Below are 25,212 nucleotides of genomic sequence, written 5' to 3'. Positions count from 1 at the left end.
GCGACTACTCGACCTGCAACAGAACCTGACGATTTTTCACCTGATCGCCGACCTTGACCTGCACCCGCTTGAGCACGCCGTCGATGCCGGCCTTGAGCGGGTGCTCCATTTTCATCGCCTCCAGCACCACCAGCAGCTGGCCCTTGCTGACCGGGCTGCCTTCGCTGACGAGCACATCGATGATGGCGCCATCCATCGGGGCTTTCAACGTGCCGGAACTGACGCTGGTCTGACTGTCGATCACCGCATGAGTTCGATCCACCAGGTGCAGGCTGCCGGGGTGGGTGAACAGCCAGAGCTGCTCATCACACAGGCGATAAGCGTGGCGCTGGCGCAGGCCATCGACCTCCAGCGTCACGGCCCCGGCGGTGTGCTCGATCAGTTTGAGTTCGATAACGCGTTCCGCAACCTGCACTTCAAACGTGTTGTCCGGGCTGGCGCGCAGTTGCACGTTCCAGTCGCAGGCGTCGAGACCGATGCGATAGAGCAACGGCGCACCGGCGTTGTTGCGCCATCCGGACAACGGGGCGCGGTGTTGCTGGGCGGCGGCCTGGTAAAACAGCAGCGCCGCGATGGCCAGTTCTTCGGCACTGGGCGAATAGGCGTGCAGGCAATCGTGATCGGCGAAATGTTGAGGGATGAAGCCAGTACCGAACTCGCCGCTGATGAATTGCGGATGCTGCAACAGGCAGGCGAGCAACCGCTGATTGCTTTGCACGCCCAGCAAAACGCTGTCCTGCACCGCGCACAGCAGTTTGCGCCGAGCCTCTTCACGGGTAGCGCCGTGGGCGATCAGTTTGCCGAGCATCGGGTCGTAGAACGGTGAGATCGACTGCCCTTCGATCAGGCCGTGATCAATCCGTGAACCGCGATCCAGTGCCGGCGCCCAGGCTTCGACACGCCCGGTCTGCGGAAGAAAACCCTGGGCCGGATCTTCGGCGTAGAGGCGCACTTCCATGGCGTGGCCATCGAGTTTCACCTGCGCCTGGGTCAGCGGCAGCGGCTGACCTTCGGCGACCGACAGTTGCCATGCCACCAGATCCAGCCCGGTAATCAGTTCAGTCACCGGGTGCTCGACCTGCAACCGGGTGTTCATTTCCAGAAAGTAGAACCGGCCATCGGTATCAAGCAAAAACTCCACGGTGCCGGCACCTACGTAGTTCACCGCACGCCCGGCCTTGAGTGCCGCTTCGCCCATCGCCTGGCGCAATTCTGCGGTCATCACCGGGCAGGGCGCTTCTTCGATGACTTTCTGATGGCGGCGCTGAATCGAACAGTCGCGCTCACCGAGGTAGATCAGGTTGCCGTGGTGATCGCCGAACAGCTGCACTTCGACATGGCGCGGCTCGATCAGCGCCTGTTCGAGGATCAGTTCATCGCTGCCGAAACCGTTCAAGGCTTCGGAGCGCGCCGTGCGCAATTGCGCCGGCAATTCTTCGGCGCTGTGCACCAGCCGCATGCCGCGCCCGCCACCGCCGGCGCTGGCCTTGATCATCAATGGATAACCGATGCGTTCAGCTTCGCGTGTCAGGGTTGCGTCGTCCTGCTCGGCACCTTGATAGCCGGCGATACATGGCACACCGGCGGCGAGCATGGCGATTTTCGATTGGCGTTTGCTGCCCATCAGTTCGATGGCTTCGACGCTGGGGCCGATGAAGGTCAGGCCGGCCTGTTTGCAGGCACGGGCGAATTCGGCATTTTCCGAGAGAAAACCGTAGCCGGGATGGATCGCGTCGGCGCCGCTGCGGCGGGCGGCGTCGAGGATGGCCGGGATGTTCAGGTAGGACTGCTGCACCGGCGCCGGGCCGATGTTCACCGCTTGATCGGCCATCTGCACGTGCAGTGCATCGGCGTCCGCGTCGCTGAAAACCGCGACCGTGCGATAACCGAGGGCCTGCGCGGTGCGCTGGATGCGGCAGGCGATTTCACCGCGGTTGGCGATCAGGATTTTATGGATGACGGGCATGGTGGTTTTTCCTGAATGTTGGCGGTGGATTGAAGGGCCTCATCGCGGGCAAGCCCGCTCCCACAGGATTCAGTGGTGCTCACAAAAACTGTGGGAGCGGGCTTGCCCGCGATGCTTCTAAGGGGCCCACCTCGGTTTGCGTTTTTGCACAAACGCCATCGTGCCTTCGATGCCTTCGGCACCGGTCACCGCTGCGCTGAACCACTGCGCGGCTTCGTCCAGCAGTTCACTCGACGGCTGGCCGGCGCTGGCCAGCAGCAATTTTTTCGTCACGGCATTCGCTTCGGGGGCGCAGCACAGGACATGGTCGAGCACTTCATCCAGTCGCTCGGCGAGCGCCTGTGGATCCTGCTCGACAAAATGCACCAGTCCCAGGCGCCGGGCCTGATGGCCGTCGAAACGGGCGGCGGTCAGGGCCAGGCGTCGGGTCTCGGTCAGGCCGATGCGCTGCACCACAAACGGCGCGATCTGCGCCGGTAGCAGGCCGAGGCTGGTTTCCGGCAAACCGAATTGCGCCTGATGATCGGCGATGGCGATATCGCTGACACAGGCCAGCCCGAAGCCGCCCCCGAGCACCGCGCCCTGCAACACCGTGATCAGCACTTGCGGCGCGTGCTGTGCTTCTTCCAGCAACGACCCGAACGCTCGGTTCAATTCGCGATAGGCATCGCTGCCCTGGGCGCGGGCGTTAGCCATGTCCTTGATGTCGCCGCCGGCACAGAAATGCCCGCCGGCACCGCTGAGCACCAGTGCGCGAACGCTGCGGTCATCGCGCACGCTGGCCAGCACGGCGCGCAACTCGGCGACCATTTGCAGGCTCATGGCGTTGCGGCTTTCCGGGCGATTGAGGGTGATGTGCAACACGCCGTTGTGCCGTTCCAGCAGCAGCGTCTGGCAATCGGGCAGGGCGCTCATTTCTTTTTCCCCGGCAGAATGCCCATCAGTTTGCAGATGATCCCCAGCATGATTTCATCGGCGCCACCGCCAATCGATACCAGCCGCACGTCGCGGTAGGCGCGGGCCACCGGGTTGTCCCACATGAAGCCCATGCCGCCCCAGTATTGCAGGCAACTGTCGCTGACTTCCCGACCGAGACGTCCGGCCTTGAGCTTGGCCATCGAGGCCAGTCGGGTGACGTCCTGGCCTTTGACGTATTGCTCGGTGGCCTGATAGACCAACGCCCGCAGGCATTCGATTTCGGTCTGCAATTCGGCGAGGCGGAAGTGGATCACCTGATTGTCGATCAGCGCATTGCCGAAGGTCTTGCGTTCCTTGCAGTACTCGATGGTGCTGTCGACGCAGTATTCCAGGCCTTTGATCATGTTCGCCGCGCCGAACAGGCGTTCCTCCTGAAACTGCAGCATCTGCATCATGAACCCGGCGCCCTCATGGCCGATGCGATTGCGCTGGGGCACGCGCACGTTGTCGAAAAACACCTGGGCGGTTTCCGAGCTGCGCATGCCGAGCTTGTCCAGGTGCGAACTGAGGCTGATGCCCGGCGTGTTCATCGGCACCATGATCAGCGATTTGTTGATGTGCGGCTTGTCGTCCGAGGTGTTGGCCAGCAGGCAGATGAAGTCGGCGCTCGGCGAGTTGGTGATCCACATCTTGCTGCCGTTGATCACATAGTCGTCGCCGTCCTTGCGCGCGGTGGTCTTGAGACCGGCGACATCGGAACCGGCGCCCACTTCCGAGACACCGATGCAGCCGACCTGCTCGCCAGTGATGGCTGGACGCAGAAACTCTTCGCGCAACTCATCGGAACCGAAGCGGGCGAGGGCCGGGGTGCACATGTCGGTCTGCACACCGATCGACATCGGAATGCCGCCGCAATGGATGGTGCCGAACTCTTCGGCCGCGACGATCGAATAGCTGTAATCCAGGCCCATGCCGCCGAATTTTTCCGGCTTGGAAATCCCCAGCAGACCGAGGTCGCCGGCCTTGCGGAAAATCTCGTGGATCGGAAAGCGCCCGGCCTTTTCCCATTCATCGACATGGGGGTTGATCTCGTGCTCGACGAACTGGCGGACGGTGCGGCGCAGAGCTTCGTGTTCCGGGGTGAAGATCATTGTTGTTGTTCTCCTTTGATCCGAGGCGATCAGAACCGGCTGACGCCGAAGCTGTTGGGTTGCAACGTGCGGATGTCGGCTTCGTGGCAGATGTCCAGCAGGTAGCCGAGCAGGGTGCGGGTGTCGCGCGGATCGATCAGCCCGTCATCCCACAGGTTGGCGCTGCCGTAGAGGGCAGTGGACTGGCTGTCGAGTTTCTGCGCGGTGACCTGCTCCAGCATGTCGAGCATTTTCGGGTCCGGCACCAGGCCGTCCTTGAGCTGTTTGGCTTCGGTGACGATGCGCAACACCTTGCCGGCCTGGGCGCCGCCCATCACGGCGGTGCGGCTGTTGGGCCAGGCAAAGATGAAGCGTGGATCGAGCCCGCGTCCGCACATCGCGTAGTTGCCTGCGCCGTAGGAGCCGCCGACCACAATCGTCAGTTTCGGCACCCGCGCATTGGCCACGGCCTGGATCAGTTTCGAGCCGTGCTTGATCACGCCGTGCTGTTCCGATTCGGTGCCGACCATGAACCCGGTGGTGTTGTGGAAGAACAGCAGCGGTGTCTGGCTCTGGTCGCAGAGTTGAATGAACTGCGCTGCCTTGCTCGCGCCGTTGGGCGTGATCGGGCCGTTGTTGCCGATGAAACCGCAGGCGCGGCCCTGGATTTTCAGGTGGCCGCAAACGGTCTGTTGATCGAACTCGCCCTTGAACTCCAGGAAGCGCGACTCATCGGCGATCCGCGCAATGATTTCGCGCACGTCGTAGGGTTTTTTCGGGTCGTCCGGGATCAGCCCGAGCAGTTCGTCGATGGGGTACAGCGGCTCCTTGAATTGCGGCTCGGGCAGCCACGGCAGTTGCTCGTTCCAGTTCAGCAGGCTGACGATTTCCCGCACCTGACGCACGCCGTCGGCGTCGTTTTCCGCCAGGTATTCCGCGGTGCCGGCGACTTGCGCGTGCATCTCGGCACCGCCCAGTTCTTCGTCGCTGGCGACTTCACCGGTCGCCGCTTTAAGCAATGGGGGACCGGCGAGAAACAGCTTGGCCTTGCCGCGCACCACCACCACGTAATCCGACAGCCCCGGCTGATACGCGCCGCCCGCGGTGGCCGAGCCGTGCACCACAGTGATCTGCGGCAAACCCATGGCCGACATTCGCGCCTGATTGGCAAAACTGCGCGCGCCTTCGACGAAAATTTCTGCCGCGTAGTTGAGGTTGGCGCCGCCGCTTTCGGCGAGGGTGATGACCGGCAGTTTGTTTTCCTGGGCGATCTGTTGCAGACGCAAGGACTTTTTCAGGCCCGACGGGGAAATCGTTCCGCCCTTGATCGCGCTGTTGTTCGCCACGATCAAGGCGCGCACGCCGGACACGTAACCGATGCCTGCAATCAAGCCGCCACCGGCCGAGCTGCCGTCCTTGTCGTCGTGCAGTTTGTAGCCGGCCAGGCTCGCCAGTTCGAGGAATGGCGCGCCGGGGTCGAGCAACAGATTCAGACGTTCACGGGGCAACAGTTGTCCGCGTTTGTCGAATTTCGGTTTGGCTTCGGCAGCCTTGTGCAGCAGGTTCTGTTCGAGTTGCTGGACTTGCTCGATAGCCGCGAGCATCGCTGCGCGATTGCGGGCGAAGGCTTCGCTGTGCGGGTCGAGTTGGGACTGGATCTGCGGCATGGCTTACTCCTTGTCCTTCAAAACGTCTGGCATGTAGGCCCGGTGAAAACCGTTGAAGGATTCGCTGTGGGTCGCCTTGTGCAGCGGCCAGGCGCGACTGCCCAGGCTGGCCGCGCCGTCGATGCGCAAGGTGCTGCCGCTGATGAACGCGGCAGCCGGGCTGAGCAGAAACACGATCGCCGCGCTGACCTCTGATTCGGTGCCGATGCGCTTGAGCGGCACGTGTTCGCGCAGGGTCGGGATCACGGCTTTGAAGGCGCCTTCGTAGGTGTCCATGCCGCTGGAAGCGATCCAGCCCGGCGCCACCGCATTCACCCGAACCCCGGCATAACCCCATTCGAACGCCGCTGTTTTGGTGAAGTTGTCCATGCCCGACCGTGCGGCGCCGGAGTGGCCCATGCCGGGCATGCCGCCCCACATGTCGGCGAGCATGTTGACGATGTTGCCGCCGTGTTTGCTCATCGATTGATTGAACACTTCCCGGGCCATCAGGAAGCCGCCGACCAGATTGGTGCGCAGTACGGTTTCGAAGCCTTTCTGATTGATCGAGGCCAGGGGCGACGGGTACTGCCCGCCGGCATTGTTGACCAGTCCGTGGATCGGCCCGTGTTCACGGATCAGTTCGCTGACCAGCGCCTTCACCGCTTCTTCGTCACGGATATCGCAGGCCTGCCAGTGCGCCCGACCGCCGTCCTCGGCAATTTCGGCGGCGACGGTTTGCAGCTTTTCCGGTTTGCGCCCGACCAGCACCACGTTGGCCCCGAGCGCTGCCAGTTCATGGGCGGTGCAACGCCCGATGCCACTGCCGCCGCCGGTGACGATGACGGTCTGGCCGCTGAACAGATCAGCCCTGAAAATCGATTCGAACGCCATGGTGCCAATCCTCTAGTCGAACTGTTCGGCGATGCTCTGCGGCACCGGGATCTGGATTTCCAGTAGTTGTTGGGCGAAGGCCTTGCCTTGCGGGTCGATGCGCAGGCTTGCCACGCCGCCGCCACCCAGGGCGTTTTCCAGCAGGAAGTTGAGGCTGTGGGTGCCGGGCAGATACCAGCGTTCGACCCGGCCGTGAATCGGGTCGAGGACATGGTTCATCCAGTCGACGACCACCGCCGGGGTCAGCGCCTCGGCGATCCACGGCAGGTATTCCGGGCGGCGCGGCAAGACGCCGATGTTGCTGTGATTGCCCTTGTCACCGGAGCGCGCCACGGCCAGTTTCACCAGCGGCACACTCGCGTCGGCGCGGCCTTGGGGTTTGGGTGTTTCGTGGGGCAGGGGCAGATCCTGGCTGTCGAGGGTGGCGGGGGCGGGCAGGGTGAACGGGTGAGATTCGCCGGCGATGTCGATCTGCAAGGTGCAGGCGCTTTTGTCGATCAGGAACGAGAACAGCCGGATCAGCGGATACACCGTCGGCCGCCCCCCGACGATGCCGGTCAGGCCCGGCGCCATGCCGGTCGCGGCCTGGGCGATCTCCCGGGAAAACAGGATCAGCGCCTGTTTGTTCGGGTGGCGCACGGCGAGTTTGATCACCACTTCGCGGCTGTCCCGACGCTGGCCGTGAGGGCCGTAGGTGGCTTCGCTGCCGAGCAGTTCGACATCGGTTTCGGTGTACGGTCCCAAGCCTTTTTGTTCGAGCATTTCCGAAGTCTTGTCGAGGATCGCCCGACTGACGCGCCGGGCTTTTTCCACGGCATCGATGCCGGCAATCAGGCAACTGGCGGTGCAGCGGAAACCATCCGGATACGTGGCGCTGACCTTGTATTGGTCGCTGGGCGGCAGGCCTTTGGCGCCGTGGACCCGGACGGCGTTTTTGCCTTGTTGCTGAAGTTTGACCTGGCTGAAATCGCAGACCACATCGGGCAACAGATAAGCCTGCGGATCACCGATTTCGTAGAGCATCTGCTCGCCGACAGTCAGCGGCGTGACCAGCCCGCCGGAGCCTTCGGGTTTGCTGACGATGAACTGGCCGTCGGCGTTGACTTCGACGATCGGAAAGCCAATGTGCTCGTAGTCCGGCACGTCGCGCCAGTCGGTGAAATTACCGCCGGTGCATTGCGCGCCACATTCGATGATGTGCCCGGCCAGGGCGGCTTGCGCGAGTTTGTCGTAGTCATGCCACGACCAGCCGAATTCATGCACCAGCGCGGCGCTGACCACCGCGCTGTCGACCACCCGGCCGGTGATCACGATGTCGGCACCCAGGCGCAGGGCTTCGACGATGCCCGGCGCGCCGAGGTAAGCGTTGGTCGACACGCACATCGGCGGCAGCGGGGCGCCGCTGAACATTTCCGTAATGCCTTGGGAGGCGAGGTGTTTGAACTGGGGTTGCAGGTCATCGCCCGACAGCACTGCAATTTTCAGTGCTACGCCAGCCTTGTCGCAGGCCGCTTGCAGCGCGGCGGCGCAGGCCTTTGGGTTGACCCCGCCGGCATTGCTGATGACGCGAATGTTCTGTTCGGCCAGTTGCGGCAGCAGGGGCGTGAGGACTTCGATGAAATCCCCGGCAAATCCCGCCTGCGGGTCCTTCATGCGCGCGCCGGCCATGATCGACATTGTGATTTCGGCCAGGTAGTCGAAGACCAGATAATCCAGCTGTCCTGCGGCCACGAGCTGCGCGGCGGCGGTCGAGGTGTCTCCCCAGAATGCGCTGGCGCATCCGATGCGAACCGTGGTGGGCATTTTGATCTCCGACTCAGCAACCTGTGACAGAAGTGCATCGAGGCTACCAAGCAAGCGCTTGGTTTGTAAACACCTGGAATTTTCTTCTGCCCAAGCGCTTGCTTGGTCGCGGGTGGCGGCTTAAATTGCCCGCGCAACCCCGCCGTTTCTGCGGCGTACGGCACACTTGAATGATCGACTGTAGGAGACAATGGGTGGATGAGCAAAAAGCCCTGAGGGTCATGCGTGAACTGGTCGATGCCGGCCAGCTGACCGATCCGGACAGCGCTCGCGGCAAACTGCTGCAAGTGGCGGCCCACCTGTTCCGCAACAAGGGCTACGAGCGCACCACGGTGCGCGATCTGGCCGGTGCCGTGGGGATTCAGTCCGGCAGCATCTTTCATCACTTCAAGAGCAAGGATGAAATCCTGCGGGCAGTGATGGAGGAAACCATCCGCTACAACACCGCGCTGATGCGCGCAGCCCTTGCCGATGCCGCCGATGTGCGTGAGCGGGTGCTGGCGCTGATCCGCTGCGAATTGCAGTCGATCATGGGCGGCAGCGGCGAGGCGATGGCGGTGCTGGTGTATGAATGGCGCTCGCTGTCCGAAGACGGCCAGGCCAAGGTGCTGGCGCTGCGGGACATCTACGAAGACCTCTGGCTGCAAGTGCTGGGCGAGGCCAAGGAGGAGGGGTTCATCCGTGGCGACGTGTTCATTACCCGACGTTTTCTCACGGGCGCGCTGTCCTGGACCACCACCTGGTTCCGTGCCGGCGGCAGTCTGAGTCTGGATCAACTGGCCGAAGAGGCGCTGATTCTGGTGCTCGAAGAGCGCTAGGCGCTTTCTATCGGGCCGGGAAACTGGCTAACTTGGCGAAACCGCCTAGCTTGAATGCATGATCGGTACTTTTTCGGGGAGTGGGGTGTTTTGAAGTCTTCGCCAATTCGGACGGCCGCCGGGCTGATGCTCGCAGCGCTGGCTGCTTTATGGGTATTGCCTGCTCCGGCGGCGCAGGTGGTTCGGGTGGGCGCAGCGCATTTTCCGCCCTACACCATTCGCCCGGAAAACGGCGCCGACACCGGCCTGCTGCCGGAGCTGGTCGCCGCGTTGAACAGCGCCCAGAGCGACTATCGTTTTGAACTGGTACCCACCTCGATTCCTCGCCGGTTCGGTGATTTCAAGGATGGCCGCACCGACATGGCGATCTTCGAAAACCCGGAGTGGGGCTGGAAAGACATCCCCCACACCACCGTCGACATGGGTCTTGAGGACGCCGAGATTTTCGTCGCGCAGAACAAACCCGGACGCCAGCAGAATTACTTCGCCGATCTCAAGGGCAAACGGCTGGCGCTGTACAGCGGTTATCACTACGAATTCGCCAATTTCAACGCCGATCCCAAGTACCTCGCAGAAACCTACAGCGCCACGCTGACCTATTCCCACGACAGCAACCTGCTGATGGTCTTGCGCGGACGCGCAGACATTGCCTTGGTGACCCGCTCGTACCTGTTCGATTACCTGCTGCGCAACGAAAAGGTGCGTGACGAATTGCTGGTGTCCCAGCGTATCGATCAGATCTATCACCATTACGCGATTCTTAGTCCGAAGGCACCGATCACCGGCGAAGCGTTCGGCAAACTGCTGCAAGGGCTGCGCGACAACGGGCAGATGTTGAAGATCTTCGATCCGTACAAGATCGCGGTGGTGCCGGTAGCGCATCAATGACCGGCGGTTTTTGTCGAGCGGCCTAAATTTTTCGCCCCGGCTCACGTCCCATCGTTGAACTGTCGACGATTATCGTGAGCCCGACCCATGTCCAATCTGAATGACCTGACTGCCCTGGCCCTGCCTTCGGGCAGCCAACTGGTAGCCGATGCCACCGAAAGCCGTCTGAGCCTGAGCCTGGACGGGCAACCGCTGATTCGCCTGCGCCTTGATCGTGAAGGTCAGGGGCCGATCCAGATCGATGAACGCTACGCGCTGCCGCCAGGCCAGGCGCTGTGGGCGGCCTGTTATTGGCTGTTTGCCCGGGATCCGGCGCGTCAGCAATTGATCTGGCAACTGGATCAGGCGCCGACCGAAGCCTTGCTCAGCGGCTTGCTGGTGAGCACTGAAGTGGCAGGCGAATATCGCTGCGAGCGCACGCTGTTCTGGCAACTGCCGCAACCGTGGCTGGGGGCCTCGCTGACCGGCAGTTATCCGCAGCAGATGGTCATCAGCAACGGCAAGCGCCATCCGTTGCGCCCGGTCAAACCGCGCGGTGAGGTTTATCGGCGCTTCGATGCGCGCCTCGGTGCCTGGATTTCCCTGCGAACGGTGGAGATCGAGCAGGATCTGGCGCGTTTCAATCGCTGGCAGAACAGCCCGCGAGTCGCCAGTTTCTGGCAGGAAGAGGGCAGCCTCGAACAGCATCGCGAGTACCTGAGCAAACTCGACGCCGATCCGCACACGCTGACCCTGATCGGTTGTTTCGATGATCAGCCGTTTGCCTATTTCGAAGCCTACTGGGCCAAGGAAGATCGCATCGCGCCGTTCTACGATGCCGACAATTACGATCGCGGCATTCACATGCTGGTCGGGGAAGAAAATCATCGCGGCCCGCACAAGGTGGCGAGTTGGCTGTCGGCGCTGGTGCACTACCTGTTTCTGGATGATCCGCGCACGCAGCGGGTAGTCGCCGAACCCCGTGCCGACAACGCGAGGATGATCGGCCACATGCACAACCAGTGCTTCCACTGCGAGAAGGAATTCGACTTCCCGCACAAGCGTGCGGCGCTGATGATCCTTGGGCGCGAGCGGTTCTTCGACCGGTGCACGCTGGTGTGACATTTCGCTGACAACAAAAAAGATCGCAGCCCTTCGACGAAGGCTGCGATCTTTTTTTGCGGCCGATTTTTGTCAGCGACGGTTTGCGGTCACTGCATCGGCGCGACTGCTCGACACCTTGCGGCAGTGCACCAGCGCGTCGCGAATCATGAAGTTGACCAAGGTCGGCGAAACGCCGAGTTCCTTGGCGATGTCCTTCTGCGGCACGCCGTGCAGGCGGTACATCTCGAACGCATAGCGAGTGCGGACCGGCAGCTCGGTCAGCGCATCGGCGATGTGTTCCAGAGTCGAGAAGTTGATGTGCGAGGTTTCCGGCGAAGCGCCCTGAATGACCACGTTCAACCCTTCCTCCTCGGGGCCGGCGTACTTTTGCTCCAGCGCCTGTTTGCGGTAGTGATCGATCGCCAGGTTACGCACGATCTGGAACAGATAACTCAGCTGGGCCTTGATCGACGACGTGATCGGCGGTGCCGATTGCAGTCGGAAGAACGCATCCTGCACCACGTCTTCGGCGCGTGACCGGCAGCCGGTGATGCGGGCTGCAATCTTGACCAGAATCAGTCGATTGTCGACGAATGCCTGAAGTAGCGGTGAATCGCACCTGCTTGTGGATACTTGTTCCGTCATGGAAATCACCTTGCTGCCAATAGGTTAGTGGGACGCCTGGGGGCGGGGTCGTCCTACACATCGAGCGACAAATTATGTTGAATGATAATGATTGTCAATTGAGAAAGAGAACTAATGATCCATAACAGTGCGAACTGAGAACTGCGACACGCCGCCGCACTCGCCCAAGCGCCCAGCCCCGTTGGCGATCCAGCCTGCCGACTAATTATTTCAAGACGTCATCCGTTCTCATTGGTGAATGGATCCGGGTACGCAGCTCCGGACCTACCGCATTCCAATGCCTTGCACGGTCGGCGAAGACCGTGTCCCGCATGCCTTGCACGGGCATGCCGCAGCCAACCCGATTCCACCAGCAAGCCGAATTCAGGCAGGAAACCTCATGACCGACGCGTTCGAACTCCCCAGCACCCTGGTCCAAGCCCTCCAGCGCCGCGCGGCCCTGACGCCGGATCGGCTGGCCCTGCGCTTTCTCGCTGAAACCGAGGAGCAGGCTGTGGTGCTCAGTTATCGCGAACTCGATCAACGCGCACGCGCCATCGCCGCCGCGTTGCAGGCCGAGGCCGGATTCGGTGATCGCGCGGTATTGCTGTTCCCGAGCGGTCCGGATTACGTCGCGGCGTTCTTCGGTTGCCTGTACGCGGGTGTGATCGCGGTGCCGGCCTATCCGCCGGAATCGGCCAAGCGTCACCATCAGGAACGCCTGCTGTCGATCATCGCCGACGCCGAACCGCGTCTGCTGCTGACCAGCGCCGACCTGAGCGACGCCTTGCAGCAAATCGAAGGCGCGCCGCCGCTGTTGTGCGTCGACACCCTTGACGCTGCACTGGCCGAGCGCTGGGTCGAACCGGCCTTGCCGCAAGACCACATCGCCTTCCTGCAATACACCTCCGGTTCCACCGCGCTGCCCAAGGGCGTGCAGGTCAGCCACGGCAATCTGGTGGCCAACGAACGGCTGATCCGCCACGGCTTCGGCATCGATGTGAACCCCGACGACGTGATCGTCAGCTGGCTGCCGCTGTACCACGACATGGGCCTGATCGGCGGTCTGCTGCAACCGATCTTCAGCGGCGTGCCGTGCATCCTGATGTCGCCGGCGTACTTCCTCGGCCGGCCGTTGCGCTGGCTCGAAGCGATCAGCCAATACGGCGGCACCATCAGCGGCGGCCCGGACTTCGCTTATCGTCTGTGCAGCGAGCGGGTCAGCGAATCGGCGCTGGAACGCCTCGACCTGAGCCGCTGGCGCGTGGCCTATTCCGGCTCCGAGCCGATCCGGCTCGACACCCTCGAGCGTTTCGCCGAGAAGTTCACCGCGTGCGGTTTCAGCGAAGACAGCTTCATGGCGTCCTACGGTCTGGCGGAAGCGACCCTGTTCGTCGCCGGCACACCGCGCGGCACAGGGATTCCTGCACTGCGCGTCGATGATCAAGCCCTGGCGCAGAACCGTGCCGAGCCGGGCGAGGGCAGCCCGATCATGAGCTGCGGCATCAGCCAGCCGGAACATGCGATGCTGATTGTCGAGCCGAACACCCTCGAAGAACTGGCCGACAACGCTGTCGGTGAAGTCTGGGCTGCCGGCCCGAGCATCGCCCTCGGCTACTGGCGCAACCCCGAGGCGACTGCCAAGACCTTCGTCCAGCACGCCGGCCAGACCTGGCTGCGCACCGGTGACCTGGGCTTCATTCGCGACGGTGAACTGTTCATCACCGGTCGCCTGAAAGACATGCTGATCGTGCGCGGTCACAACCTCTACCCGCAGGACCTCGAAAAGACGGTCGAGAACGAAGTGGAGGTGGTGCGCAAGGGCCGTGTCGCGGCGTTTGCGGTCAATCAGAATGGCGAGGAGGGCATCGGCATCGCGGCGGAAATCAGCCGCAGCGTGCAGAAAATCCTCCCGCCTGAAGCGCTGATCAAAGCCATTCGCCAGGCCGTGGCCGAGGCGTATCAGGAAGCACCGAGCGTGGTTGTGCTGCTCAATCCGGGCGCGTTGCCGAAAACTTCCAGCGGCAAGCTGCAACGTTCGGCCTGCCGCAATCGTCTGGCTGATGGCAGCCTCGACAGCTACGCCGTATTCCCCTCAGCCACTGCTGAAACCGCTCAGGACTCGACCGCGTCCGCCTCCGAACTGGAAGCGTTGATCGGCAAAGTCTGGGCCGAGCAACTCAACGTCAAACAGGTCAACGCCGACGATCATTTCTTCCTGCTCGGCGGCAACTCGATCGCCGCCGCTCAGGTGATCGCCAAGGTCCGCGAAGAGCTGAGCCTGGAGCTGAATCTGCGCCTGCTGTTCGAAGCGCCGACCCTGTCCGCGTTCGCCGCCGCCGTGGCGCAACAGCAACAGGACGGCGGCAGCGCCCAAGGCGAAATCACCGCGTTGTCGCGCAACGAAGCCTTGCCGCAATCCCTGGCACAAAACCGTCTGTGGATCACTTGGCAGCTTGACCCGCACAGCAGCGCCTACAACATTCCCGGCGCCCTGCGCCTGCGTGGCGAACTGGACGAGGACGCCCTGCGCGCCAGCTTCCAGCAACTGATCGAGCGCCACGAATCCCTGCGCACCCGCTTCTTTGAACGCGACGGCGTGGCCCTGCAACAGGTCGAAGCGGCGGGCGAGTTCAACCTGCAACTGATTGACATAAGCGACCTGCCGGCCAGCGAACGTGAAGCCCGCGCACAACAGATCCGCGAGGACGAAGCCCGCACCCGATTCAATCTGGAAAAAGGCCCGCTGCTGCGGGTGACGCTGGTTCGCCTCGACGACGAAGATCACCAACTGCTGGTGACGATGCACCACATCATCGCCGACGGCTGGTCGCTGAACGTGTTGATCGACGAGTTTTCGCGTCTGTACGCCGCCGCGTCCCAAGGCCAGCGTGCCGAACTGGCGCCGCTGCCAACCCAATACGCCGACTACGGCAGCTGGCAGCGCCAATGGCTGGCGCAAGGCGAGGGTGAGCGACAACTGGCGTACTGGAAAGCACAGTTGGGCGATGAGCATCCGACTCTGGAACTGGCGACCGACCATCCGCGCTCGGCCAAGAAAAAGCACAGCGCCGCGCGTCATAGCGTTCGCCTGGGGATCAGCCTCAGCGACGCCATTCGCCAGACCGCTCAGGCCTATCAATCCACGCCGTTCATGCTGCTGCTCTCGGCTTTCCAAAGCCTGTTGCATCGCTACAGCGGCGAACGCGACATCCGCATCGGCGTACCCAACGCCAACCGTCCGCGTCTGGAAACCCAGGGCCTGATCGGCTTCTTCATCAACACCCAGGTGCTGCGCGCCGACGTCGATTCGCGTCTGACGTTCACCGAACTGCTGGCGCAAACCCGTCAGGCTGCGCTCGGTGCCCAGGCGAATCAGGATCTGCCATTCGAACAACTGCTCGAAGCCTTCCCGCAGGCCCGCGAGCGGGGTCTGTTCCAGGTCATGTTCAACCACCAGCAACGTGACCTGAGTGCGCTCAAGCGCCTGCCGGGCCTGCTCGCCGAAGAACTGCCGTGGCACAGCCGCGAGGCCAAGTTCGATCTGCAACTGCACAGTGAAGAAGACCGTAACGGTCGCCTGACGCTGTCCTTCGACTACGCTGATGAGCTGTTCAACGCCGCGACCATCGAGCGCCTCGCCGAGCATTTCAGCAACCTGCTGCGTGCTGTCTGCGAAAGTCCGCAACAATCCATCGGCGAGCTGCAACTGCTGACCGCCGCCGAACACTCTCAGCAAACTGCGTGGAGCGTCGCCCCGTGCACTCCGGCGCAACAATGGCTGCCGGAACTGCTCAACGAACAAGCCCGGCAAAATCCGGATCGCACCGCGCTGCTGTGGGACGGCGGCAGCCTGGACTTCGCAGAACTGCACGCCCAGGCCAACCGTCTCGCCCATTACCTGCGCGACAAGGGCGTCGGCCCGGATGTGTGCGTGGCCATCGCCGCCGAGCGCTCGCCGCAACTGCTGATCGGTCTGCTGGCAATCATCAAGGCCGGTGGCGCCTATGTGCCGCTTGATCCGGATTACCCGGCTGAACGCCTGGCTTACATGCTCAGCGACAGCGGCGTTGAACTGCTGCTGACCCAGACGGCATTGCTCGACCGCTTGCCGGCCAGCGAAGGCGTCAGCGTGATCGCCATGGACACCCTGCACCTGGAAAACTGGCCGAGTCAGGCACCGGGCCTGCACCTGCACGGCGACAACCTCGCCTACGTGATTTACACCTCGGGCTCCACCGGCCAGCCGAAAGGCGTGGGCAACACTCACGCGGCGCTGGCCGAGCGTCTGCAATGGATGCAGAACACTTATCGCCTGAACGACACCGACGTGCTGATGCAAAAGGCGCCGATCAGTTTCGACGTGTCGGTGTGGGAGTGCTTCTGGCCGCTGATCACTGGCGCGCGCCTGCTGATCGCCAGCCCCGGTGAACACCGGGATCCGCATCGCATTGCGCAATTGGTTCAGCAGTACGGCGTGACTACGCTGCACTTCGTGCCGCCGCTGCTTTCGCTGTTCATCGACGAACCGTTGAACGCCGAGTGCACCAGCCTGCGTCGCGTGTTCTCCGGCGGTGAAGCGCTGCCGGCGGAACTGCGCAACCGCGTGTTGGCGCAACTGCCGGCGGTGCAACTGCACAACCGTTATGGCCCGACCGAAACCGCGATCAACGTCACTCACTGGCATTGCAGCGTGGCCGATGGCGAGCGTTCGCCGATTGGCCGGCCGCTGGGTAACGTGGTTTGTCGCGTGCTCGACAGTGATCTGAATCCAGTGCCGGCCGGTGTGCCGGGTGAACTGTGCATCAGCGGCATTGGCCTGGCTCGTGGCTACCTCGGCCGTCCGGCGCTGACCGCCGAGCGTTTCGTGGTCGATCCGCTGGGCGAGCAAGGCGCGCGTCTGTACCGCACCGGTGACCGCGCCCGCTGGACCCACGATGGTGTGATCGAATACCTCGGCCGTCTCGATCAGCAGGTCAAACTGCGCGGCTTCCGCGTCGAGCCGGAAGAGATCGAAGCGCGTCTGCTGGCTCAGGACGGCGTGGCTCAGGCCGCCGTGCTGGTGCGTGAAACCGCCGCCGGCCCGCAACTGATCGGCTATTTCACCGCCACCGATGCCAGCGAAAATCAGGACGCGCAAACTGCTCGCCTGAAAACCGCACTGGCCGCCGAACTGCCGGAATACATGGTTCCCGCGCAACTGATGCGCCTGGACGCCATGCCCCTGAGCCCGAGCGGCAAACTCGACCGCCGCGCCTTGCCCGAGCCGCAATGGCAAGTGCGCGAGCACGTCGAGCCGGTCACCGAGCTGGAACAACAGATCGCCGCGATCTGGCGCGAAGTGCTCGGCCTGAAGCAGGTCGGCCTGCGTGACGATTTCTTCGCCCTCGGCGGTCACTCGCTGCTGGCCACGCAAATCATCTCCCGCACCCGGCAGGCCTGTGACGTCGAACTGCCGTTGCGCGCCTTGTTCGAGCACAGCGAACTCGGTGATTTCGCCGAGCAGATCCGCCAGATCCAGGCCAGCGGTCGCACCAACCAACAGCCGCCGATCGACAAGGTTGATCGCAGCAAACCGGTGCCGCTGTCCTACTCGCAACAGCGCATGTGGTTCCTCTGGCAGATGGAGCCGGACAGCCCGGCGTACAACGTCGGCGGCATGGCGCGCCTGCGTGGCGTCTTGCATGTCGAGCGTTTCGAAGCGGCGCTGCAAGCGTTGATCCTGCGCCACGAAACCCTGCGCACCACGTTCCCGAGTATCGACGGCGTGGCCCGTCAGCAGGTGCATGCCGAGACCGGCGTGCGCATGGACTGGAAGGATTTTTCGAAATTCGCCGCCGATGTGCGCGAGCAGAAAGTCCAGCAACTGGCCGACGACGAAGCGCACCTGCCGTTCGATCTGGAAACCGGTCCGCTGCTGCGCGCCTGCCTGGTCAAGACCGCCGAGCAGGAGCATTACTTCGTCCTGACCCTGCACCACATCGTCACCGAAGGCTGGGCGATGGACATCTTCGCCCGTGAACTCAGCGCGCTGTACGAAGCGTTCGTCGACGATCGCGAATCGCCGCTGCAACCGTTGCCGGTGCAGTACCTCGACTACAGCGTGTGGCAGCGCAACTGGCTGGAGTCCGGCGAGCGTCAGCGTCAGCTCGACTACTGGACTGCGCAACTGGGCCGCGAACATCCACTGCTGGAACTGCCGGGCGACCGCCCGCGTCCGCCGGTGCAAAGTCACCAGGGCGAGCTGTTCCGTTTCGACCTCAGCGACGATCTTGCCGCGCGGGTTCGGGCGTTCAACGCGCAGAACGGCCTGACCCTGTTCATGACCATGACCGCCGCCCTCGCGACCTTGCTTTACCGCTACAGCGGCCAGACCGATCTGCGCATCGGCGCGCCGGTGGCCAACCGTATCCGCCCGGAAAGCGAAGGGCTGATCGGGGCGTTCCTCAACACCCAGGTGCTGCGTTGCCAGCTCGACGGCCAGATGTCGGTCGGCGAATTGTTCGAGCAGGTGCGTCATACCGTGATCGAAGGGCAGTCCCATCAGGATTTGCCGTTCGATCATCTGGTTGAAGCCCTGCAACCACCGCGCAGCGCGGCGTACAACCCGCTGTTCCAGGTGATGTGCAACGTGCAGCGCTGGGAATTCCAGCAAAGCCGCATGCTCGCCGGCATGACCGTCGAGTACCTGGCCAACGATGCGCGGGCGACCAAGTTCGACCTCAACCTGGAAGTTACCGATCTCGACCATCGCCTCGGTTGCTGCCTGACGTACAGCACTGATCTGTTCGACGAACCGACCATTGCACGCATGGCCAGGCACTGGCGCAATCTGCTTGAAGCGTTGATCGCCGACCCGCAACAGCGTCTCAGCGAACTGCCGTTGCTCGATGCGCCTGAACAACAGCAATTGCTCGACAGCCTCGGCGTCGAGCCGGGCGAGCGTCGTCTCGATCAGTGCATTCATCATCTGTTCGCCGAGCAGGCACTGGTGCGCAAAGATGCGCCGGCCCTGACCTTTGCCGGGCAGACCATGAGCTACGTGGAACTCGACGCCCGCGCCAACCGTCTGGCCTGGGCGCTGCGTGAGCGCGGTGTCGGCCCGCAAGTGCGGGTCGGTCTGGCGCTGGAGCGTTCGCTGGAAATGGTCGTTGGCCTGCTGGCGATCCTCAAGGCCGGCGGCGCCTATGTGCCGCTGGACCCGGAATACCCGCTCGACCGCCTGCATTACATGATCGAAGACAGCGGCGTCGGCCTGCTGCTCAGTGACCGCGCGATGTTCAAGGCCCTCGGCGAACTGCCGTCGAACGTGGCGCGCTGGTGCCTGGAAGACGACAGCGCCGCGCTGGCCGATTACCCGGCTACCGAGCTGCCTTTTATCAGCCTGCCGCAGCATCAGGCGTACCTGATTTACACCTCGGGTTCCACCGGCAAGCCGAAAGGCGTGGTGGTGTCCCACGGTGAAATCGCCATGCACTGCCAGGCGGTGATCGAGCGCTTCGGCATGCGTCCGGACGACTGCGAACTGCATTTCTATTCGATCAACTTCGACGCCGCCACCGAACGTCTGCTGGTGCCGCTGCTCAGCGGCGCGCAGGTGGTGCTGCGTGCGCAGGGTCAGTGGGACGCGGAAGAAATCTGTGGCCTGATCCGTGAACATCGGATCAATATCCTTGGTTTCACCCCGAGCTACGGCAGCCAGTTGGCGCAGTTCCTCGCGACGCAAAACGACACTCTGCCGGTGCGCATGATCATCACCGGCGGCGAGGCGCTGACCGGCGAGCACCTGCAGCGAATTCGCGCAGCGTTCAAGCCGAGCCTGTTCTTCAACGCTTATGGCCCGACCGAAACCGTGGTCATGCCGCTGGCCAGCCTTGCGCCGGAAGTATTGGAAGAGGGCGCCGGCAGTGTGCCGATCGGCAGCGTGATCGGTGATCGCGTGGCCTACATTCTCGACGCCGATCTGGCGCTGGTGCCGCAAGGTGCGACGGGTGAGTTGTTCGTCGGCGGTGCCGGTCTGGCGCTGGGGTATCACGAGCGTGCGGGCATCACTGCCGAACGTTTCGTCGCCGACCCGTTTGCCGCCGATGGCGGGCGCATGTACCGCACCGGCGACCTGGTACGCCAGCGCGCCGATGGCTTGGTGGAGTATCTGGGGCGGATCGACCATCAGGTGAAAATCCGAGGTTTCCGGATTGAACTGGGCGAGATCGAAACCCGCCTGCTCGATCACGACTCGATCCGCGAAGCGGTGGTGCTGGCGCTGGATGCGCCGAGCGGCAAGCAACTGGTCGGCTATCTCGTGACCGAGGTCGCTTCGCGAAGCGAAGCCGAGCAGGCCGAACTGCGCGACGCGCTGAAAGCGCACCTGAAGACGCAACTGCCGGACTACATGGTGCCGACCCATCTGATTCTGCTGGCGAGCATGCCGCTGACCGCCAACGGCAAGCTCGATCGCCGCGCGCTGCCGGCGCCGGATCCGGAGCTCAATCGTCAGGATTACGTGGCGCCGAGCAACGAACTGGAACAGACCCTGGCGCAGATCTGGTGCGAGGTGCTCAACGTCGAGCAGGTGGGTCTGAACGACAACTTCTTCGAACTGGGCGGCGACTCGATCCTATCGATTCAAGTGGTCAGCCGTGCGCGTCAGCAGGGTATTCACTTCAGCCCGCGCGATCTGTTCCAGCACCAGACCGTGCAGACACTGGCTGCTGTCGCCAGTCGTACTGAAACCGTCACCGCCGAGCAAGGTCTGGTGTCCGGCGAATCGAGTCTGACGCCGATCCAGCACTGGTTCTTCGACACCGACATTCCCGAGCGTCAGCACTGGAACCAGGCGTTGTTGCTGGAGCCGACTGTTGCGCTGGAACCTCATCGTCTGGAACAGGCGTTGCTGGCGGTGATCGAGCAGCATGACGCCTTGCGTCTGCGCTTCAGCGAGGTCAACGGCGCATGGCAGGCAACCCATCAAACGGTCACCGATGCCGCCGTGCTATGGCAGGTTCGCGTGCCGTCGATGGACAAGTGCACCGAGCTGTTCGCCGATGCCCAGCGCAGTCTCGACCTCGCCCACGGCCCGCTTTTGCGTGCCGTGCTGGTCGATGGGCCGGACGCTCAACAACGACTGTTCATCGCGATTCATCACCTGGTGGTTGACGGTGTGTCGTGGCGGGTTCTGCTCGACGATCTGCAAACCGTGTATCGCCAGCTCGACGCCGATCAGTCGGTGAAACTGCCGGCGAAAACCAGCGCCTTCAAGGACTGGGCGGCACGCTTGCAGGCCTACGCCGGCAGCGAATCCCTGCGTGAAGAACTGAGCTGGTGGCAAGCGCACCTGGCCGGCCCGAATGCCGACTTGCCGTGCGAACGTCCCGAGGGTGGTCGCGAGAACCGCCATGCGCAAACCGTCAGCGTGCGTCTGGATGCCGAGCGCACCAAGCAGCTATTGCAACAGGCACCGAGCGCCTACCGCACGCAGGTCAACGACCTGTTGCTGACCGCGCTGGCCCGCGTGCTGTGCCGCTGGAGCGGGCAGCCGTCGGCGCTGATTCAACTGGAAGGCCACGGCCGCGAAACCCTGTTCGACGAGATCGACCTGACCCGCACCGTCGGCTGGTTCACCAGCGCCTATCCGCTGCGCCTGACTCCGCACAACATCGAAGAAGCGGCCGGGCAGGGCGCTTCGATCAAGGCGATCAAGGAACAGCTGCGCGCCGTTCCGCACAAAGGCCTCGGTTATGGCGTGCTGCGTTATCTGGCCGATGACGCCAGTCGTCAGAGCATGGCGGCGTTGCCGAATGCGCCGATCACGTTTAACTACCTCGGCCAGTTCGACCAGAGCTTCGGCAACGATGCGCTGTTCCGTCCGCTCGACGAGCCGGTCGGTGCGGCCCACGATCCGCACGCACCGTTGCCGAACGAGTTGAGCGTCGACAGTCAGGTGTACGGCGGGGAACTGCTGCTGCGCTGGACCTTCAGCGCCGAACGCTACGCCGCGCAGACCATCAACGAGCTGGCCGATGCCTACGTCGGCGAGTTGCAGAGCCTGATCGAACATTGCCTGCAAGACGAGGCCGGTGGCCTGACGCCGTCGGACTTCCCGCTGGCGAAACTGACCCAGGCCCAACTCGATGCACTGCCGGTACCGGCGGCGCACATCGAAGACGTGTACCCGCTGACGCCGATGCAGGAAGGCATGCTGCTGCACACCTTGCTCGAACCCGGCACCGGTCTGTACTACATGCAGGATCGCTACCGCATCAACAGCGAACTCGACCCTGAGCGTTTCGCCCAGGCGTGGCAAGCAGTGGTCGCCCGTCACGAAGCGTTGCGTGCGTCGTTCTGCTGGAACGTTGGCGAAGACATGCTGCAAGTGATTCATACGCCGGGTCGCACGCCGATCGAATATCTGGACTGGAGCGCCATCGCTGACGCCGAGCAAGAGCCGAAACTGCAAGCGCTGCTCAAGGCCGAGCGCGAAGCCGGGTTCGATCTGCTCAATCAGGCACCGTTCCACCTGCGCCTGATCAAGGTCGGCGCGGCGCGTTACTGGTTCATGATGAGCAACCACCACATCCTGATCGATGCCTGGTGCCGCTCGCTGCTGATGAACGATTTCTTCGAAATCTACACCGCCCTCGGCGAAGGTCGCGAAGCGCAACTGGCAGTGCCGCCGCGCTACCGCGATTACATCGGCTGGCTGCAACGCCAGAGCCTGGCCGAAGCGCGCCAGTGGTGGCAGCAGAACCTGCAAGGTTTCGAGCGCACCACGCCGATCCCGAGCGACCGTCCGTTTCTGCGTGAACACGCCGGTGAAAGTGGCGGCATGATCGTCGGCGACCGCTACACCCGATTGAATGTCGAGGACGGCGCCCGTCTGCGTGAGCTGGCCCAGGCCCATCAACTGACCATCAACACCTTCGCCCAGGCGGCGTGGGCACTGGTGCTGCGCCGCATGAGCGGTGATCGCGACGTGCTGTTCGGCGTGACCGTGGCCGGGCGCCCGGTGGAAATGCCGGAGATGCAGCGCACCGTCGGCCTGTTCATCAACAGCATCGCGCTGCGGGTGCAGATCCCGGCGGACGATCAGCGCGTCAGCGTGCGTCAGTGGCTGAGCGGTCTGCTCGACAGCAACATGCAACTGCGCGAGTACGAATACCTGCCGCTGGTGAACATCCAGGAACAAAGCGAACTGCCGAAAGGCCAGCCGCTGTTCGACAGCCTGTTCGTGTTCGAAAACGCCCCGGTGGAAGTCTCGGTGCTGGACCGCGCGCAGAGCCTCAACGCGACCTCGGACTCGGGCCGTACCCACACCAACTTCCCGTTGACTGCTGTTTGCTATCCGGGCGATGACCTCGGTCTGCATCTGTCTTACGACCAGCGCTATTTCGACGAGTCGACCATCGAGCGCATGCTCGGCGAGTTCAAACGTCTGCTGCTGGCGCTGGTCGATGGCTTCCATGGCGATATGGCTGACCTGCCGCTGTTGGGCCATGAGGAACAGGACTTCCTGCTCCACGGCTGCAACCAGAGTGAGCACGACTATCCGCTGGAGCAGAGCTACGTCGAGCTGTTCGAAGCCCAGGTCGCGCAACATCCGCAACGTATTGCCGCCAGTTGCCTTGATCAGCAGTTGAGCTACGAGCAACTGAACCAGAACGCCAACCGTCTCGGCCATGCACTGGTCGCGGCCGGGGTGCAGAGGGATCAACCGGTGGCGCTGCTGGGCGAGCGTAATCTGGATCTGCTGGGCATGATCATCGGCAGCTTCAAGGCCGGTGCCGGTTACCTGCCGCTGGATCCGGGACTGCCGAGCCAGCGTCTGCAACGCATCATCGAGCTCAGTCGTACGCCGGTGCTGGTGTGCACCGAAGCTTGCCGTGAACAGGCGACGACCTTGCTGGATGAGTTCAGCTGCGCCAACCGTCCGCGCTTGCTGGTGTGGGAAGAGGTTCAGGCCGGTGCGGTTTCGTCGGCGAATCCGGGGATCTTCAGCGGCCCGGACAACCTGGCCTACGTGATCTACACCTCGGGCTCCACCGGGTTGCCGAAAGGCGTGATGGTCGAGCAGCGCGGCATGCTCAACAACCAGTTGAGCAAGGTGCCGTACCTGAACCTGAGCGACGCCGATGTGATCGCCCAGACCGCTTCGCAAAGCTTCGACATTTCGGTCTGGCAGTTCCTCGCCGCGCCGCTGTTCGGGGCGCGGGTGGACATCGTGCCGAACACCATCGCCCACGATCCGCAAGGCTTGCTGGTGCATGTGCAGCAGCAGGGCATCACCGTGCTGGAAAGTGTGCCGTCGTTGATTCAGGGCATGCTCGCTTCAGATCGTCTGAGCCTCGACGGCCTGCGCTGGATGTTGCCGACCGGTGAAGCCATGCCGCCGGAACTGGCGCACCAGTGGCTGCTGCGTTATCCGCAGATCGGTCTGGTCAACGCCTATGGCCCGGCGGAGTGCTCCGACGACGTGGCGTTCTTCCGCGTCGACCTGGCCTCGACTCGCGGCAGTTACCTGCCGATCGGTACGCCGACCGACAACAATTTGCTGTACCTGCTCGATGGCGCGCTGGATCTGGTGCCGCTGGGTGCGGTGGGTGAGTTGTGTGTGGCGGGCACCGGGGTCGGTCGCGGTTATGTCAGCGATCCGCTGCGCACCGCGCCGGTGTTCGTGCCGAATCCATTCGGTGCGCCGGGCGAGCGTCTGTACCGCACCGGTGACCTGGCGCGCCGTCGCAGTGACGGGGTGCTGGAGTACGTCGGCCGGGTCGACCATCAGGTGAAGATTCGCGGTTACCGGATCGAGCTGGGTGAAATCGAGGCGCGTCTGCACGAACAACCGGAAGTCCGCGATGGTGCGGTCGGTGTGCAGGAGGGCGTCAACGGCAAGCATCTGGTTGGCTACCTGGTCGCCGCAGATTCTGCACTGAACCAAAGCGAACGTCTGGAGCGAATCAAGCAGCGCTTGCGCGCCGAACTGCCGGAATACATGGTGCCGCTGCACTGGTTGTGGCTCGACCGGTTGCCGCTCAACGCCAACGGCAAACTCGACCGCAAGGCCTTGCCGGCGCTGGAGATCGGCCAGTTGCAGGGCCAGGATTACCTGGCGCCGCGCAGCGAGCTGGAGCAGACCCTGGCCGATATCTGGGCCGAGGTGCTGAAGGTCGAGAAGGTCGGGGTACGCGACAACTTCTTCGAGCTCGGCGGCCATTCGCTGCTCGCCACGCAGATCGCCTCGCGGGTGCAGAAAGCCCTGCAACGGGACGTGCCGCTGCGAGCGATGTTCGAATGCAGCACGGTGGAGGAACTGGCCGGGTACATCGAAGGGCTGGCGGCCAGCGACATTACCGAGGAGAAGGTTGATCGGTTGAATGACCTGATGGCGGAACTGGAGGGGTTGTAGTCTTCAGCGTCAGTGAACTCAACATCGATCAACCGGAACA

At 63.2% G+C, this 25,212-nt stretch carries 11 protein-coding genes; 4 read left to right on the top strand and 7 right to left on the bottom strand.

What is annotated here, in order from left to right; genetic code table 11:
• Positions 1-4 precede the first annotated feature (4 nt).
• The 6 genes from CAF77_RS18870 to CAF77_RS18845 all read right to left on the bottom strand — a co-directional run bounded on the left by CAF77_RS18870 (position 5) and on the right by CAF77_RS18845 (position 8,357).
• Positions 5-1,966 (bottom strand): acetyl/propionyl/methylcrotonyl-CoA carboxylase subunit alpha, encoded by a 1,962-nt coding sequence (locus tag CAF77_RS18870; RefSeq protein ID WP_064383250.1) that lies wholly within the window; start codon positions 1,964-1,966, stop codon positions 5-7.
• A 117-nt stretch (positions 1,967-2,083) separates the two neighbouring features.
• Positions 2,084-2,881, bottom strand: coding sequence for an enoyl-CoA hydratase/isomerase family protein (locus CAF77_RS18865; RefSeq protein WP_064378581.1), 798 nt, complete (start codon positions 2,879-2,881; stop codon positions 2,084-2,086).
• Positions 2,878-4,035, bottom strand: coding sequence for a citronellyl-CoA dehydrogenase (atuD, locus tag CAF77_RS18860; protein ID WP_007908685.1), 1,158 nt, complete (start codon positions 4,033-4,035; stop codon positions 2,878-2,880). The genes CAF77_RS18865 and atuD overlap by 4 nt, the downstream gene beginning before the upstream one ends.
• 29 nt (positions 4,036-4,064) lie before the next feature.
• Positions 4,065-5,681, bottom strand: coding sequence for a geranyl-CoA carboxylase subunit beta (gene atuC / locus CAF77_RS18855; protein WP_064378580.1), 1,617 nt, complete (start codon positions 5,679-5,681; stop codon positions 4,065-4,067).
• A 3-nt stretch (positions 5,682-5,684) separates the two neighbouring features.
• Complete coding sequence (locus CAF77_RS18850) at positions 5,685-6,554, bottom strand: SDR family oxidoreductase (RefSeq protein ID WP_064378579.1); 870 nt, start codon at positions 6,552-6,554, stop codon at positions 5,685-5,687.
• Between the two features lie 12 nt (positions 6,555-6,566).
• Positions 6,567-8,357, bottom strand: coding sequence for an acyclic terpene utilization AtuA family protein (locus CAF77_RS18845; protein WP_064378578.1), 1,791 nt, complete (start codon positions 8,355-8,357; stop codon positions 6,567-6,569).
• Positions 8,358-8,551: 194 nt separating this feature from the next.
• Here CAF77_RS18845 and CAF77_RS18840 point away from each other — a divergent pair, with 194 nt between their 5' ends.
• The 3 genes from CAF77_RS18840 (at position 8,552) to CAF77_RS18830 (ending at position 11,164) form a co-directional block, all read left to right on the top strand.
• Entirely contained in the window at positions 8,552-9,175 is a 624-nt protein-coding gene (locus CAF77_RS18840) for a TetR/AcrR family transcriptional regulator (RefSeq protein ID WP_064378577.1), read from the top strand.
• 90 nt (positions 9,176-9,265) lie between these two features.
• On the top strand, positions 9,266-10,063 hold the full coding sequence (locus tag CAF77_RS18835) for an ABC transporter substrate-binding protein (protein WP_064384020.1): 798 nt from the start codon (positions 9,266-9,268) through the stop codon (positions 10,061-10,063).
• A gap of 87 nt (positions 10,064-10,150) precedes the next feature.
• Entirely contained in the window at positions 10,151-11,164 is a 1,014-nt protein-coding gene (locus CAF77_RS18830; RefSeq protein WP_064378576.1) for a GNAT family N-acetyltransferase, read from the top strand.
• Positions 11,165-11,236: 72 nt separating this feature from the next.
• Here the strand turns inward: CAF77_RS18830 and CAF77_RS18825 are convergent, their stop codons facing one another.
• Positions 11,237-11,791, bottom strand: coding sequence for an RNA polymerase factor sigma-70 (locus tag CAF77_RS18825; RefSeq protein WP_011335256.1), 555 nt, complete (start codon positions 11,789-11,791; stop codon positions 11,237-11,239).
• A gap of 379 nt (positions 11,792-12,170) precedes the next feature.
• On the opposite strand from CAF77_RS18825, the gene CAF77_RS18820 reads away from it, so the two are divergent.
• Positions 12,171-25,172, top strand: coding sequence for a non-ribosomal peptide synthetase (locus CAF77_RS18820; protein ID WP_085655126.1), 13,002 nt, complete (start codon positions 12,171-12,173; stop codon positions 25,170-25,172).
• Positions 25,173-25,212 lie beyond the last annotated feature (40 nt).

Origin of the sequence: Pseudomonas sp. R15(2017) (assembly GCF_002112685.1) — a bacterium.
Lineage (GTDB): Bacteria > Pseudomonadota > Gammaproteobacteria > Pseudomonadales > Pseudomonadaceae > Aquipseudomonas > Aquipseudomonas glycinae.
This window is presented reverse-complemented; position numbering and strand designations above follow the sequence as displayed.

Coding starts and splice junctions, on each gene's coding strand:
- CAF77_RS18870 (WP_064383250.1), bottom strand. CDS start 1,966: ATGCCCGTCATCCATAAAATCCTGATCGCCAACCGCGGTGAAATCGCC.
- CAF77_RS18865 (WP_064378581.1), bottom strand. CDS start 2,881: ATGAGCGCCCTGCCCGATTGCCAGACGCTGCTGCTGGAACGGCACAAC.
- atuD (WP_007908685.1), bottom strand. CDS start 4,035: ATGATCTTCACCCCGGAACACGAAGCTCTGCGCCGCACCGTCCGCCAG.
- atuC (WP_064378580.1), bottom strand. CDS start 5,681: ATGCCGCAGATCCAGTCCCAACTCGACCCGCACAGCGAAGCCTTCGCC.
- CAF77_RS18850 (WP_064378579.1), bottom strand. CDS start 6,554: ATGGCGTTCGAATCGATTTTCAGGGCTGATCTGTTCAGCGGCCAGACC.
- CAF77_RS18845 (WP_064378578.1), bottom strand. CDS start 8,357: ATGCCCACCACGGTTCGCATCGGATGCGCCAGCGCATTCTGGGGAGAC.
- CAF77_RS18830 (WP_064378576.1), top strand. CDS start 10,151: ATGTCCAATCTGAATGACCTGACTGCCCTGGCCCTGCCTTCGGGCAGC.
- CAF77_RS18825 (WP_011335256.1), bottom strand. CDS start 11,791: ATGACGGAACAAGTATCCACAAGCAGGTGCGATTCACCGCTACTTCAG.
- CAF77_RS18820 (WP_085655126.1), top strand. CDS start 12,171: ATGACCGACGCGTTCGAACTCCCCAGCACCCTGGTCCAAGCCCTCCAG.